The 13,406-nt window shown below is 73.9% G+C and carries 10 protein-coding genes; 5 read left to right on the forward strand and 5 right to left on the reverse strand.

The features are described 5' to 3' along the window. Window positions 1-19 precede the first annotated feature (19 nt). Complete coding sequence (locus tag GLX25_RS11735; protein WP_155842623.1) at window positions 20-1,726, reverse strand: acyl-CoA dehydrogenase family protein; 1,707 nt, start codon at window positions 1,724-1,726, stop codon at window positions 20-22. Between the two features lie 82 nt (window positions 1,727-1,808). On the opposite strand from GLX25_RS11735, the gene GLX25_RS11740 reads away from it, so the two are divergent. Further along, a complete protein-coding gene (locus GLX25_RS11740; protein ID WP_271192427.1) occupies window positions 1,809-4,613 on the forward strand; it encodes a cation-translocating P-type ATPase in 2,805 nt (934 codons plus the stop codon). Here GLX25_RS11740 and GLX25_RS11745 read toward each other — a convergent pair. Further along, complete coding sequence (locus GLX25_RS11745) at window positions 4,588-5,352, reverse strand: DeoR/GlpR family DNA-binding transcription regulator (protein WP_155842624.1); 765 nt, start codon at window positions 5,350-5,352, stop codon at window positions 4,588-4,590. The genes GLX25_RS11740 and GLX25_RS11745 overlap by 26 nt on opposite strands. A 47-nt stretch (window positions 5,353-5,399) precedes the next feature. Between GLX25_RS11745 and GLX25_RS11750 the strand changes: the two genes are divergently transcribed. Then, window positions 5,400-5,777, forward strand: a complete 378-nt coding sequence (locus GLX25_RS11750; protein WP_240898318.1) for a DUF4406 domain-containing protein — start codon at window positions 5,400-5,402, stop codon at window positions 5,775-5,777. Here GLX25_RS11750 and GLX25_RS11755 read toward each other — a convergent pair. Together GLX25_RS11755 and GLX25_RS11760 are read right to left on the reverse strand one after the other, a co-directional pair. Next, window positions 5,739-9,095 (reverse strand): DEAD/DEAH box helicase, encoded by a 3,357-nt coding sequence (locus GLX25_RS11755; protein ID WP_166548751.1) that lies wholly within the window; start codon window positions 9,093-9,095, stop codon window positions 5,739-5,741. The two genes, GLX25_RS11750 and GLX25_RS11755, sit on opposite strands and share 39 nt — an antisense overlap. Before the next feature lie 42 nt (window positions 9,096-9,137). Beyond that, the gene (locus GLX25_RS11760; protein WP_155842625.1) at window positions 9,138-9,611 is read right to left on the reverse strand and encodes a GyrI-like domain-containing protein; all 474 of its coding nucleotides are present in this window, start codon (window positions 9,609-9,611) and stop codon (window positions 9,138-9,140) included. A 141-nt stretch (window positions 9,612-9,752) separates the two neighbouring features. Here GLX25_RS11760 and GLX25_RS11765 point away from each other — a divergent pair, with 141 nt between their 5' ends. From GLX25_RS11765 to GLX25_RS11775, 3 genes are all read left to right on the forward strand, one after another. After that, entirely contained in the window at window positions 9,753-10,565 is an 813-nt protein-coding gene (locus GLX25_RS11765) for an MOSC domain-containing protein (RefSeq protein ID WP_155842626.1), read from the forward strand. A gap of 98 nt (window positions 10,566-10,663) precedes the next feature. Further along, window positions 10,664-11,098 carry an iron chaperone gene (locus GLX25_RS11770; protein ID WP_155842627.1) on the forward strand — a complete coding sequence of 145 codons (435 nt, stop codon included), beginning with the start codon at window positions 10,664-10,666 and terminating at the stop codon, window positions 11,096-11,098. An 88-nt stretch (window positions 11,099-11,186) separates the two neighbouring features. Continuing rightward, window positions 11,187-11,615, forward strand: a complete 429-nt coding sequence (locus GLX25_RS11775; RefSeq protein WP_166548752.1) for an ester cyclase — start codon at window positions 11,187-11,189, stop codon at window positions 11,613-11,615. Between the two features lie 48 nt (window positions 11,616-11,663). Here GLX25_RS11775 and GLX25_RS19390 read toward each other — a convergent pair whose 3' ends face one another. Next, window positions 11,664-13,313, reverse strand: a complete 1,650-nt coding sequence (locus tag GLX25_RS19390; protein WP_271192428.1) for a helix-turn-helix domain-containing protein — start codon at window positions 13,311-13,313, stop codon at window positions 11,664-11,666. Window positions 13,314-13,406 lie beyond the last annotated feature (93 nt).

Raw genomic sequence — 13,406 nt, forward strand, 5'->3', positions numbered from 1 at the left:
GCCATCCTCTCGCAGCCGGTCACGCGCGGGCGAGGATCGCGGCGACGTCGACGCCCGGCGGGAACGCGCCGTACATCGAGCCGCCGTCGCCCTCGAGTCGTGAACGGACGAACGCGTCGGCCACCGGGCCCGGCGAGTGCCGCAGGAGCAGCGACGCCTGCAGCACGAGCGCGAGCCGTTCGGTGAGCTCCCGCGCGCGCGACGCCGCGGTCGCGGCATCCGCCCCGCCCAGCTCGCCGACGACGGAGCGCGCCTCGGCGAGCGCGAGGTCGAACGCCGGGTGCTCGCCCGCCGCCTCGCCGACGTCGTCGAAGAAGGCCATGAACGCCTCGGGCTCGCGGCCGAGGACGCGCAGCACGTCGAGCGCGATGACGTTGCCCGAGCCCTCCCAGATCGCGAGCAGCGGCTGCTCGCGGTAGCGCCGTGCGAGCGGGAACGCCTCCGTGTAGCCGTTGCCGCCGAGGCACTCGAGCGCCTCGGCGGCGTGGTCGGGTCCGCGCTTGCAGATCCAGAACTTGGCGACGGCCGTCGCGAGGCGGCGGAACGCCTGCTCGGACTCGGTCGCGTCGACGTCGTAGGCGCGCGCGAGCCGCAGCGAGGTGAGCGTCGCCGCCTCCGACTCGAGGGCGAGGTCGGCGACCACCGCCGCCATCGCGGGCTGGTCGACGAGCAGCGCCCCGAACGCGCGGCGGTGCCGCACGTGCCAGGCGGCCTCCGCGACCGCCTGCCGCATCCCCGCGGCGGTGCCGATCACGCAGTCGAGGCGCGTGCGCGTCACCATCTGCACGATGGTCGCGACGCCGCGGCCCTCGTCGCCCACGAGCCAGGCCGTCGTGTCGTCGAGCTCGATCTCGCTCGACGCGTTCGACCGGTTGCCGAGCTTGTCCTTCAGCCGCTGGATGCGGAACACGTTGCGCGAACCGTCGGGGAGCACGCGCGGCACGAAGAAGCACGAGAGCCCGCCCGGCGCCTGCGCGAGCACGAGGAACGCGTCGCTCATCGGCGCGCTGCAGAACCACTTGTGCCCGGTCAGCCCGTACTCGGCGCCCCATTCCGAGCGGATGCCGCCTCCCGGGCGCCGCACGGCCCGGGTCGTGTTCGCGCGCACGTCGGACCCGCCCTGCTTCTCGGTCATCGCCATGCCGACGAGCGCGGAGGACTTGGGCGCCGGGGCGGTGCCGGCGGCGTCGCCGCCGAGCCCGGGCTCGTACGCGCGGCTCAGCAGCCGCGGCATCCATTCGGCCTGCAGCCCGTCGGCGGCGTGCTCGAGGGTCGCGACCGCGGCGTGCGTCATCGACACCGGACACGCGTGACCCGGCTCGACCTGCGCGAGCAGGAGGAACGCGGCCGCGCGGTCGGCGTTCGCGCCCGGGCGCGGGTCGGCCCACGCCGACGTGTGCGCGCCGGCGGCGATCGCGGCGGCCATGATGCGGTGGTACGACTCGTCGTACTCGACCTCGTCGATCCGGTTCCCCCAGCGGTCGTGCGTGACGAGCCGCGGCGGGTTCGCGTTCGCGAGCTCGGCGTCGCGCTGGAAGTCCGCGGTGCCGACCAGGCGGCCGAGGTCGTGCAGCGCCGGGGGCGCGGCATCCGCCTCGGTTCCCCCTCCCACGGAGAACGCCGTCGTCCCCCATCGGGCGACCGCCTCGACGAGCGGGACGTCGGCGGCGAACTCGTCGACGCCCTCGCGGGGCGGAGCCTGGTTCAGGACCTCGTGCGTGATCATCGTCGACCTCCGCGTCCATTCTGCTGTGCCGGATGGGCTGCGCCGCTAGGGTGTGGGCCAGACGAGTTCCCGAGGGGGTCCGGTGAGCATCGACACGACGCCAGAGGCAGCACGGGCGCAGCCGGCCGACGAGGAGGGCACCGCCTGGTGGTCGCTGCCGCCGGAGGAGGCCGTCGCCGAGGCCCGGAGCGACGGCTCGCGCGGACTGGCCGCGCCGGAGGCGGCCGCCCGCCTCGCCGACGTCGGCCCGAACGCGCTCGTCAGCGCCCCACCGCCGAGCGCGTGGCGCATCGCGCTCACGCAGACCACGCAGCTCATGACGCTCATGCTCATCGCGGTCGCGGTCGTGTCGCTCCTGATCGGGCAGGTCTCGACCGCGATCGTCGTCGCGATCCTCGTGCTCTACAACGTGATCAGCGGCACGCGGCAGGAGCTGAAGGCCAGGCGCAGCGTCGACGCGCTCGCCAAGCTGCAGACCCCGCAGGCCCGCGTGCTGCGCGACGGGTCGCTCCGGCAGGTCGACGCGACCGACCTGGTGCCGGGGGACGTCGTCGACCTCGAGGCGGGCGACCTCGTGCCGGCCGACGGGCGCATCCTCCGGGCCGCGAACCTCGAGACGCAGGAGTCGGCGCTGACCGGCGAGTCGCTGCCGATCGCCAAGGGCCCCACGCCGAACGAGGCCGGCACCGCGCTCGCGGACCGCACCTCGATGGTGTTCCAGAACACCTCGGTCACGCGCGGCACCGCGCGCGTGGTCGTCGTCGAGACCGGCATGCGCACCCAGATGGGCCGCATCGCGTCGATGCTCACCGAGGTCGGCTCCGGCAAGTCGCCGCTGCAGCGCGAGCTCGACTCGCTCACGAAGGTGCTCGGCATCATCGCGTGGGGCGCCGTGCTCGTGATCATCGTGATCGGAGCGGTGCGAGGGCAGAGCCTGACTGAGCTGCTCTTCCTCGGCACCGCGGTCGCGATCTCGGCGATCCCGACCGGCCTGCCGGTGTTCGTGCAGAGCCTGCTGTCGTGGGGCGCGTCGAAGCTCGCCGACCAGCGCGCGATCGTCGCATCGCTCAACGACGTCGAGACGCTCGGCGCCACGAGCGCGATCTGCTCCGACAAGACCGGCACGCTCACCATGAACGAGATGACGGTGCGCACGGCATGGATGGGCGGCGACCACTTCCGGGTCACGGGCGAGGGGTACTCGTTCGACGGCCGCATGCTCGGCGCGACCGACGAGCCCGTCGAGGCCGCGACGCTCGGGCTCGCGATCAGCCTCCCGAACGACGCGACCGTGTCGACCGACGGGGTGGTCGTCGGCGACCCGACCGAGGCGGCGCTCATCGTGCTCGGCGCGAAGCTCGGCATCGACGCGGATGCCGCTCGGCGCGACTTCCCGCGGCTGGCCGAGGTGCCGTTCGACTCCGACTACAAGTTCATGGCGACCCTGCAGCGCATGCCGGTGCGCGGCGAGACGCGCCTGGTACTGCTCGTCAAGGGCGCACCGGATGTCGTGCTCGGGCGCTGCACGACGATGCTCACGACCGAGCGCGACCTCGTGCCCGTCGACGCCGACGCGGCGACCGCCGAGCTCGAGGACATGTCGGCGACGGGCCTCCGCACGCTCGCCTTCGCGGCGCGGTTCGTCGACGACGCCGACGAGGGCAGGGTCGCGGCCGACCCGATGTCGTGGGTGCAGGAGCTCGCGCTCATCGGCCTCGTCGGCATCGTCGACCCGCTCCGCCCCGAGGCGAAGGTCGCGGTCGAGGTCGCGGCGAGCGCCGGCATCGAGGTGCGCATGATCACGGGCGACCATGCGGTCACGGCGGGCGCGATCGGTCGCGAGCTCGGGCTCGGCGCGGGTGCGGTGAGCGGTGCCGACCTGAAGGCCATGAGCGACGAGGAGCTCACGCGGCGCCTGCCCGACCTGCACGTGTTCGGCCGGGTCACGCCCGACGACAAGCTCCGGCTGGTGCGGCTCCTTCAGGCGCAGGGCGAGATCGTCGCGATGACCGGCGACGCCGTGAACGACGCGGCCGCGATCAAGCAGGCCGACGTCGGCGTCGCGATGGGTTCCGGGTCCGAGGTCACGAAGCAGGCGGCGAAGCTCGTGCTCACGGACGACAACTTCTCGACGCTCGTGCACGCGGTCGAGCTCGGCCGGATCGTCTACGCGAAGATCACGGCGTACCTGCGGTTCCAGATGACGCAGCTGATCAGCCTCATCCTGCTCTTCCTCGCGGCGAGCGCGTTCCAGATCGCCGACGGCGTCGCGCTCTTCCCGACGCAGGTGCTGTTCCTGAACTTCTTCGTCACGCTGTTCGCGGTGCTCGGCATCGCGGCCGATGCGGCGCCGCCCGCGACCATGCAGGAGCCGCCGCGCGACCCGAAGCTCGGCATCGTGAATCCGCACGCGGTCGCCGAGTGGCTCGGCTACGGCGCGGTGATCTTCCTGATCTCGCTCGTGCCGCTCGTGTGGGGCCCGGACGAGCCGAGTGCGGACGGCCCGACCGCGTCGATGACCATGGCCTACGTCGTGGTCGGCCTCGCGACCGTGGTGAGCGCCCTGCTGATGCGTCGCTCCCCCGAGTCGGGCCTCGTGCCGCCGATCGCGGCGATCGCGAAGTTCCTCGTGTGGCCGGTCGTCATCATCGTGCTCTCGACCGAGCTCGGCTTCCTGCAGCAGCTGCTCGGCACCGTCTCGCTCACCGGATGGCAGTGGCTCGAGTGCGTCGTGCTGCTGTTGTTCCTCGTCGTCGCGGTGGAGGGCGACAAGTGGATCCGGCGGCTCCGCGCGACGGAGCGGGAGCGGCTGGCGGCCGGGGACGGCGGGGCAGCCGGGGACGCCGGGGCGCCCTTCGAGGTCAGCGCCGGTCGCCCGCGGGGATGAGGCGGATGCCGGCCGCCGCCAGGTCGCGCATCGTCGGGTCGCCGCGGTCCGCGTCGGTCACGATCCCGGCGACGGCGTCGATCGGGAGGACGCGGTACCGGGAGGCGGTGCCGACCTTCTCCTCGCTCGCGAGGACGTAGGTCTCGGCCGCGCGTGACGCGAGGGCGCGCTTCATCGCCGCCTCCTCCGGGTCGCCGGTGGTCAGTCCCTCGGTCGCGTGGACGCCGGTGACGCCGAGGAAGAACAGGTCGGCGCTGATCCCGCTCGCGGCCTCGACCGCCGCCGCGCCGCTCGCCACGGCGGAGTGCTTGAACAGGCGTCCGCCGATCAGGAAGACCTCTGCGGTGTGGTCGAGGAGCGCCGCGGCGATGGTCGGGCTGTGGGTGATGACCGTGCACTCGAGCGTCGTCGGCAGGGCGTCGACCATGGCCCGGGTCGTCGTGCCGCCGTCGAGGATCACGGTCGATCCGGGCTCGATGAGCGCGACGGCCGCCGCGGCGACGCGCAGCTTGCTCTCGGGGGCCACGGACATGCGGCTCGCGTAGTCGGCGACCGCCGGCGATGCGGGAAGCGCACCGCCGTACACCCGCACGGCGAGCCCGGCGTGGTCGAGTTCGCGCAGGTCGCGCCTGATGCTGTCCTCCGAGAGGCCCAGTTCGGCGGCGATCTCCTTCGCGACGATGCGGCCGTCCCGGCGGAGCCGTTCGAGAAGCAGGTCCTTGCGCGCGGCGGCGAGCATTCCGATTCCTTCCTGTTCTTGCACGTTTCTTCGCTATTATGCCCGACATGAACGCACCGATGCTGATCCTGATCGCCGGACCCTACGCCTCGGGCACCGGCGGCGACCCCGAGCTCATGGCCCGGAACCTCGAGCGACTCGAACAGGCGGCCTGGCCCATCTTCCGGGCCGGCCACGTGCCGATGATCGGCGAGTGGGTGGCCCTGCCCGTGCTGTCGAGCGCCGGCGCGAGCGGTCCCACCGACCCGCTCGCGGCCGAGGTCATGTACCCGACCGCCGAGCGCCTGCTGCAGCACTGCGACGCCGTGCTGCGCCTCCCGGGCGAGTCCCGCGGCGCCGACCAGGACGTCGCGATCGCCCGCGAGCGCGGGATCCCCGTGTACCACTCACTCGACGAGGTCCCGGGCGCGACGCCGCGCGGGTGACGTGGCGGCGGCCGGGCCGTCGCCGTCGTCGTCGCCGTCGAGGAGCGCGCGCAGCTCGGCGACGTCGAGTCGCGCGCCGGCGGACGCGTCGGCGTCGGCGTCCGCGTCGAGCACGGATGCCGCGAGCTCGCCCTTCCTCTCCTTGAGCTCCATGACCTTCTGCTCGATCGTCCCCGCCGCGACGAGCCGGTAGACCATGACCTGCTTGTCCTGTCCGATGCGATGCGCCCGATCGACGGCCTGGTCCTCGCTCGCGGGGTTCCACCACGGGTCCATGAGGAACACGTAGTCGGCCTCGGTGAGGTTCAGCCCGAACCCTCCGGCCTTCAGGCTGATGCAGAAGACGGATGCCTCGCCCGCGCGGAAGCGCGCGACCTCCTCGTCGCGGCGGCGCGCGGGCGTCGACCCGTCGAGGTGCGCGTAGGGGACGCCCGCGGCATCCAGCCGTGCGGTCACCCGGTCGAGGAACGACGTGAACTGGCTGAACACGAGCGCGCGGTGACCCTCGGCGAGGACGTCGTCGAGCTGCTCGAAGAGCGCGTCGAGCTTCGCGGACGGGATGCCGGCGTGCCGCTCGGCGTCGACGAGGCTCGCGTCGAGTGCGAGGAGGCGCAGCAGCGTCAGCGAGCGGTAGACGATGAACCGCTGCCGGTCGAGGTCGTCGACGAGGCCGAGCAGCTTCTGCCGCTCGCGCTGCAGCACGACGTCGTAGAGCCGGCGGTGCTCGGGCGCGAGGTCGACCTCGAGCACCTGCTCCTGCTTGGGCGGCAGCTCCGGCGCGACGGCCTCCTTGGTGCGGCGCAGCACGAGCGGGCGGATGCGCCGGCGCAGCCGGTCGAGCCGCTCGGCGTTGCGGTCCTCCTCGATGGGCCGGCGGTAGCGCTCGTCGAACGCGCGCCGCGACGGGAAGAGGCCGGGCGCGACGATCCGGAGGATCGACCAGAGCTCGCCGAGGTGGTTCTCGAGCGGCGTGCCGGTCACCGCGACGCGGAACGGGGCGCGTATGCCGCGGGCGGCCTCGTGCACGCGCGTCGCGGCGTTCTTGACGAACTGCGCCTCGTCGAGGATCAGCCCGGCCCACTCGAGCTCGCCGAACTCCTCGGCCTCGAGCCGGAGCACGGCGTAGGTCGTCACGACGAGGTCGGCCTCCGCGGCGACGTCCGCGAGCGACCGGCGCCGCTTCGCGGTCGTGGCGGTGACGGATGCCACGCGCAGGCCGGGCGTGAACCGCGCCGCCTCTCGCACCCAGTTCGAGGCGACCGAGGTCGGGGCGACTACGAGGAACGGGCCTCCCGGTGGTCGAGTGGCCGGGCCCGCAGGGTCGGCCCCTCCCGGTGGTCGAGTAGCCGGGCCCGCAGGGTCGGCCCCTCCCGGTGGTCGAGTAGCCGGGCCCGCAGGGTCCGGCGTATCGAGACCCTGCGCGTGGGGTGGTCTCGATACGCGGCCGGCTTCGCCGGCTGCTACTCGACCACCGGCAAGAGGTGCGGCTTCGCCGGCTGCTACTCGACCACCGGCAAGAGGTCCGCCTTCGCCGGCTGCTACTCGACCACCGGGGGCCACCACGTGCTCGATCAGGGCGAGGCACTGCACGGTCTTGCCGAGTCCCATGTCGTCGGCGAGCACGCCGCCGAGGCGGTTCGCCTGGAGGAACGCGAGCCACCGGAACCCGTCGAGCTGGTAGGGCCGCAGCGGCAGCGCGAGGCCCGCCGGAGGCGGGAGGTCGGGCACGTCGCCGTGCTCGAGGCCCGCGACCGTCGCGCGCCACGCGAGCGCGGGCTCCGCGACATCCGCCAGGTCTTCGAAGTCGGACCAGAGGCTCATGCGACTGGGTGGGATGCGCACGCCCGTCTCCCACTCGTCGAGCGTGCCCGCCTCCTCCAGGAGGTCGCGCAGCTCGTCGAACACCGGGAGGTCGAGCGACAGGACCGACTTGTCGACGAGGAGGAGGCGCTTGCGGCCCGTCGCGAGCGCGCGGAAGAGCGGCATGAACGGGACCTTCCGCCCGCCGACCGTCACGACGACCCCGAGGTCGAACCAGTCGCGCTTGCGGCTCTCGACGAGCGAGACCGCGAGCTCGGGCCGCTCGGTCGCCTCGCGGTAGTCGGGGCGCTCGCCGCGCACGTCGATGCGGAACGGGCTCGGGCCGCGCGCTGCGAGCGCCTCGAGTCGCGGCATCCGCTCGACGGAGAACTCGGCCGCGTCGACGCCGCGGAGGAGGACGGCCTCGAACGGCACCCAGCCGAGGTCGTCGGCGACGCGCGCGACGAGGTCGTCGTCGAACTCGGGGTCGGGCTCGGCCGACGGGTCGACGGCGCTCGTGCGGCCGTCCGCGCGTTCCCACCGCCAGGCGAGTCGCAGCACGTCGTCGGGCTCGTACCGGGCGTCGAGCACGAGGGTCGCGGGTGGGGCCGGCGGCAGCTCGAAGGTCGCGTCGCGGCTCGTGATCGCGAGCGTGCGGGCGAGCGGATGCACGTGCGCGGCGAGGAACTCGGGCACCTCGGCGGCGGGGACGCGGATCGAGTCCGGCGCGTCGAGGAGCGCGAGCTCGGCCGCGCCGAGCCCCGTCGGCACGGGCGCGAGCTCGACGCGGCCGGCATCGAGGTCGAAGCGGTAGAGGCCGTGCGCCGCGATCGGGCGGATGCCGATGGCGCTGCGGTCGCCCGAGCCGGAGCTCGCACCCTCGCTCTCGCCGCCGAGCGGCCGCGGCTCGCCGTCGAGCGTCAGCGTCGGGGCGAGCACGAGGTCGCCGTCGGCACGGCTCGCGTCGAGGGCCAGCGTCGCCGCGCCGTGCAGCACGACCTCGGGCGTGACATCCGACCCGACGACCGCGATGCCGAGCCGACCCGCCTCGGCGAGCACCGCCCACAGGAGCGGGCTCTCGAACTCGTCGATCGTGATCCACTCGGAGCCGTAGACGTGCACCGACGGCGTCGTGCCCTTGAGCATCGCGAACTGCGCGAACCAGCGCGACTGCGCCGGGTCGACGCCCGCGGCGGACGCCTGGTAGGCGATGTTCTGCCAGGTGAGGCCGTTCCTGACCCAGGCGCCGCGGGCGCCCTGCGCGACCGGGCGGACGGCGAGCCGGTCGACGCCCGAGGCCCGCCGTGCGGGCTCGTCGCGCGGGCCGCGCCACTCGCCGCTCCGACGCTGCACGCGGCGGCGCAGCTCGAACTGGAGCCCGAGCGGGCGCAGGTCGCCCGTGCCGCGCGCGGGCGCGGCATCCGTCGTCGTCTCACCGGTCGCCGCAGCGCCGGCCGCGTCGAGGCCCGCGAGGGCGGCGCGCCAGTCGGACGTGCGGTCGGCGGGCATGTCGTCCATGCTCGCACGCGCCTCCGACCGTCGGGCCGCGCGTGCGCGCGATCAGGTCGCGGGCGCCAGCGGGCAGAAGACGACCGTGCGGGTCTCGTCGTCCGGGGTCCCGGGCGGACTCCAGTACTCCTCCCACATCGTCGACTCGTCGAGCTCGCGACCGTGGAGGGCCATCGCGGCGGCGATCGCGTCGTACGCCTCGGAGACCCGGTCGTACGGGCCGAGGTGCGTCGTCGTGGCGACCTCGACCGCGGGCAGCACCTCGGGCACGACGTCGCCGTCGGCCTCGATCGGCGCGTCGACGACGAATCCCGCGCTCACGGTGACCATGCCCGTCGCCGGGTCGATGTCCGCATAGCGCCCGACCGCCGGACCGTCGCCGAGGAGCCCTCGCGGTCCGAGCACGGCCGCGACGCGCTCGAACGCCGTCGCCATGAAGGCGGGGATCTCCGCGAACGTCGTGCGCGACCTCACCACCGCGAGGTCGCGTCGCGGAGCCTCCACGATTCGGACGTCGTCGGTCATGGTCCCGCCCCTCTCGCCGGTGCTCGGCCCCAGCCTCACCGCCGCGCGACGTCGCGCCTGGGGCTTCGGTCCCGCGGGCTCGCCGGGAGCGCGACTGGTCGCGGTCGGGGCCGGAGCGCGGGCGTCGGCTAGCGTGGCGGGATGCAGGTGACCCGGCTCCGCGTCTACCCGGTCAAGTCGTTCGCGGGGCGCGACGTCACCTCGGCGGTGGTGCGGCCCTGGGGGCTCGAGGGCGACCGTCGGTGGGGCGTGGTCGAACCGGATGGCACGCCCGTCACCGCGCGCGAGCGCAACGCGCTGCTCGGGCTCACGGCCGAACCGCTCGCCGACGGCGGACTCCTCCTCGCCGGACCGGGCGATGCCGAGCCGCTGCGCGTCGACCCGCCGTTCGGCGCGGCGCCGATCCCGGTCGGCCACTCGCGCCAGCGCGAGGCACTGCCCGCGGGCGACGAGGCCGATGCGTGGCTGAGCGAGCGCATGCGGATGCCGCTGCGGCTCGTCTGGCAGCCCGATCCGCTGCAGCGGCCCGTGAACCCGACGCACGGCGGGCTGACCGGCGAGGGGCTGAGCCTCGCCGACGCGGGTCCGCTGCTCCTCGCGAGCGAGTCCTCGCTCGCGCAGCTGAACGCGTGGACGCCCGATGACGTGCCGCCGCTCGACGTCGTCCGGTTCCGTCCGAACGTCGTCGTCGACGGCGACGAGCCGTTCGCCGAGGATTCGTGGCGGCGCGTGCGCATCGGCGGCGTGCGCTTCCGCTTCGGCGAGGTCTGCGACCGCTGCGTCATGACGACGATCGACCCCGACACGCTGGCGCGCGGCAAGGAGCCGATCCGCACGCTCGCGACGCACCGCAAGTGGGACGGCGCGACGTGGTTCGGCGTCCGGCTGATCCCCGAGCTCGACGGCGACGCCGGCGCGCGCATCGCGGTCGGCGACGAGGTCACGGCGGACTGACCGCCGCATCGAGCAGGAATCGAGAAGCGGTCCTCGACGCCGCCGCGTAGCGTGACGACCGGAGCCGAAACCGGCCCGACATCGTGGAGGAGGACATCATGGCCGAGAAGACCGACGGACTGTCGGAGTTCGAGCGCGAGGCCGTCAAGGACCGCGCGAAGGAGCTGCGCGCCGAGGCCAAGGCGGGGAAGAACCGCGCCGCGGGCGAGAAGGTGATCCGCGAGGCGATCGACGCGATGGAGGGCGGCGACCGGGAGGTCGGCGAGGGCTTCTACCGGGTCGTCTCGAGCGTGGCGCCGCAGCTCGTGCCGAAGACGTACTACGGCATGCCCGCGTACGCGAACGGCGAGGGCAAGGTCGTCGTGTTCATGCAGCCGTCCGGCAAGTTCAAGGCGCGGTACTCGACCATCGGGTTCGAGGACCGCGCGAACCTCGACGACGGGGACATGTGGCCGACCTCGTTCGCAGTCCTCGCCTGGACCCCCGCGGTCGAGTCGCGGCTCGCCGAGCTCGTCGCCGCAGCGGTCGGCTGACCCCGGAAATGGCGAATCCTCACCATGCTCGGCACCCGCGGTGGTGGGACCGTGGTCGCATGACGACCCGATGAGGGAGGAAGCGATCATGAACAGCGAGAACACCGACATCGTCCGCCGGTTCTACGAGGCATGGAGCCGGCAGGACGTCGAGACGGCGGCGGGCCTCGTGACGGAGGACTTCGTCGACAACTCGTCGTCCAGCCGCGGCCGCGACGGCGTGCGCGAGGAGGGCGCGTTCTGGTTCACCGCGTTCCCCGATGCCGAGGTCTCGATCGAGGAGCTCCTCGCCGATGGGGACAAGGTGACCGTCCGCGTCCACGCGACCGCGACGCACCTCGGCGAGTTCCTCGGCATCCCCGCCACGGGGCGGCGGGTCGACATGGACGAGATCGACATCTTCCGCGTGGAGGGCGGGCTGCTCGCCGAGTCCTGGGCGGTGCCCGACATCTTCGGCCTGATGAACCAGCTCGGCGCGTTCGAGCCCGCGAGCGAGGAACCCGTGGGCTCGGCCTGAGCGGCGGTTCCGCTCGCCGGCTCGGCCGGCTCGGCCGGCTCGGCCGGATCAGCCGGATCGGAGCAGGTGCGCGTGCATCGCGGCTTCGGTCCGGCTCCGCACGCCGAGCTTAGCGAGGAGGTTGCTCACGTGGTGCCCGGCCGTGGCGGTGCTGATGAACAGGCGCTCCGCGATCTCGGCGTTGCTCAGTCCCTCGGCGACGAGCGCGAGCACCTCGTGCTCGCGCTTGGTGAGCGTGCCGACGCGCTTCGGGCCGACACGTCCCCGCCCGCCGAGCGACCGGGCGAACGCGTCCGCGGCATCGGCCTCGGCGACGAGGCCCGCGCGGTCGAGCACCGCGGCCGCCGACCTTGCTTCGGCGACCGCCGATTCCGGATCGCCCTCGACGGCGAGCGCCCGCGCGAGCATCGTGCGGGCCCGTGCGGCCTCCAACGGCGTGCCGATCCGGTCGTAGCGCTCGACCGCGGACCGGAGTCCGTCGACGGCCGCCGACGAGTCGCCCCGGGCGAGCGCGACACGTCCGGCTCCGACCTCGGCGAGAGCGCGGTGCGCCTCCTCACCGGACTCCTCCGCCAATCGCCGGAGGAGGGCCGCCGACGCCTCCGCGCCCGAGAGGTCGCCCCGCTCGACCTGGACGAGAACGAGCATGGCGAGGATCAGGATAGCGGCGATCGAGTCTCGCCCGAGCTTCGCGAGCCGGCGATGCAGCACGGATGACGCGACGCCGGATTCGCCGCGAGAGAGGTGGATCGCGACCATCGCCCGAACCGATTCCGGCCGTGCCTCGATCCCCGTGACGAGCCGCTCCGCCTCCTCGATCCGCCCCTGGGCGACGCGCAGCTCGGCGAGGCGGGCCCGCGGGTCGACGCAGCGCGCGGCGTGGCCGCCCGCTTCGAGCCGTTCGATGGTCCAGATCAGCCAGTGCTCGGCGCCGCTCGTGTCGCCGCGTGCGGCCAGGACGCCCGCGCAACAGGAGCCGCAGAATCCCAGGAGGGCCGGGTGCGGCCGCAGCCGCAGGAACCGCTCGGCGACGCCGCCCCACTGCTCGAGTCGACGCCCGTCGAGCGTCTCCTCGCACGCCGCGACCATGTCGCAGCAGGTCTCGGCGAAGACCTCCGGCTCCTCGGCCTCCCCGGCGGATGCCGCGGCCATCGCCTCGTCGAGTCGCTCGATGCCCGCCGCAGAACGGCCGGAGCGTACGAGCCCGAGCCCGGACCTCGCGAGGGCGCGGATCTCGAGCGCCGCGTCGCCTCGCTCGCGGGCTGCGGCGAGGGCCGCGTCGGCGAGGTCCGCGATGCGGACGGGGTCGGTCTCGAGCGCGCTGCGCGCCAGGGCGAGCCGGTCCTGAGCGGCGGCGTCGGAGCCTGCCGCCAGTCGCTCGGCGCGGCCGAGCCATCCGCGGCTGATCGCCTCGCGACCCGGTGTCGCGGCGAGCTCGATCGCCAGCCAGGTCGCGATCCGCACGGCATCATCATCCCTGCCGGCTCTCCGGTACGCCGCGTAGGCGCGCGTACGGGTCTCGACCGCGGCCGCGGTCTCGCCGAGCCACCACAGGGCCCGGCCGAGTCCGTCGAGCGCGTCGGCGCCGGGCCGCGACGCGAGCACGTCGGCGTACGCGTCCCGCGCGTCCTCCCAGCGCGCCTCCCGGACAGCCATCGCGGCATCGTCGGCGCGGCGATCGACCTCGTCGCGGTCCACGGCCCCGGCCTCCTCACCTCGGACCGGCCGCATCCGGGTCGCCCGGGCCAGACCTGGTCCGCGTTCGGTCGCCGGCCACGGATGCCGCTGAGC

The organism is Agromyces luteolus (genome assembly GCF_009729855.1).
GTDB lineage: Bacteria > Actinomycetota > Actinomycetes > Actinomycetales > Microbacteriaceae > Agromyces > Agromyces luteolus.

What these genes read in the sequence shown, in the direction of transcription:
- GLX25_RS11735 (WP_155842623.1), bottom strand. Translation starts at nt 1,726, where the DNA reads ATGATCACGCACGAGGTCCTGAACCAGGCTCCGCCCCGCGAGGGCGTC.
- GLX25_RS11745 (WP_155842624.1), bottom strand. Translation starts at nt 5,352, where the DNA reads ATGCTCGCCGCCGCGCGCAAGGACCTGCTTCTCGAACGGCTCCGCCGG.
- GLX25_RS11750 (WP_240898318.1), top strand. Translation starts at nt 5,400, where the DNA reads ATGAACGCACCGATGCTGATCCTGATCGCCGGACCCTACGCCTCGGGC.
- GLX25_RS11755 (WP_166548751.1), bottom strand. Translation starts at nt 9,095, where the DNA reads ATGGACGACATGCCCGCCGACCGCACGTCCGACTGGCGCGCCGCCCTC.
- GLX25_RS11760 (WP_155842625.1), bottom strand. Translation starts at nt 9,611, where the DNA reads ATGACCGACGACGTCCGAATCGTGGAGGCTCCGCGACGCGACCTCGCG.
- GLX25_RS11765 (WP_155842626.1), top strand. Translation starts at nt 9,753, where the DNA reads ATGCAGGTGACCCGGCTCCGCGTCTACCCGGTCAAGTCGTTCGCGGGG.
- GLX25_RS11770 (WP_155842627.1), top strand. Translation starts at nt 10,664, where the DNA reads ATGGCCGAGAAGACCGACGGACTGTCGGAGTTCGAGCGCGAGGCCGTC.
- GLX25_RS11775 (WP_166548752.1), top strand. Translation starts at nt 11,187, where the DNA reads ATGAACAGCGAGAACACCGACATCGTCCGCCGGTTCTACGAGGCATGG.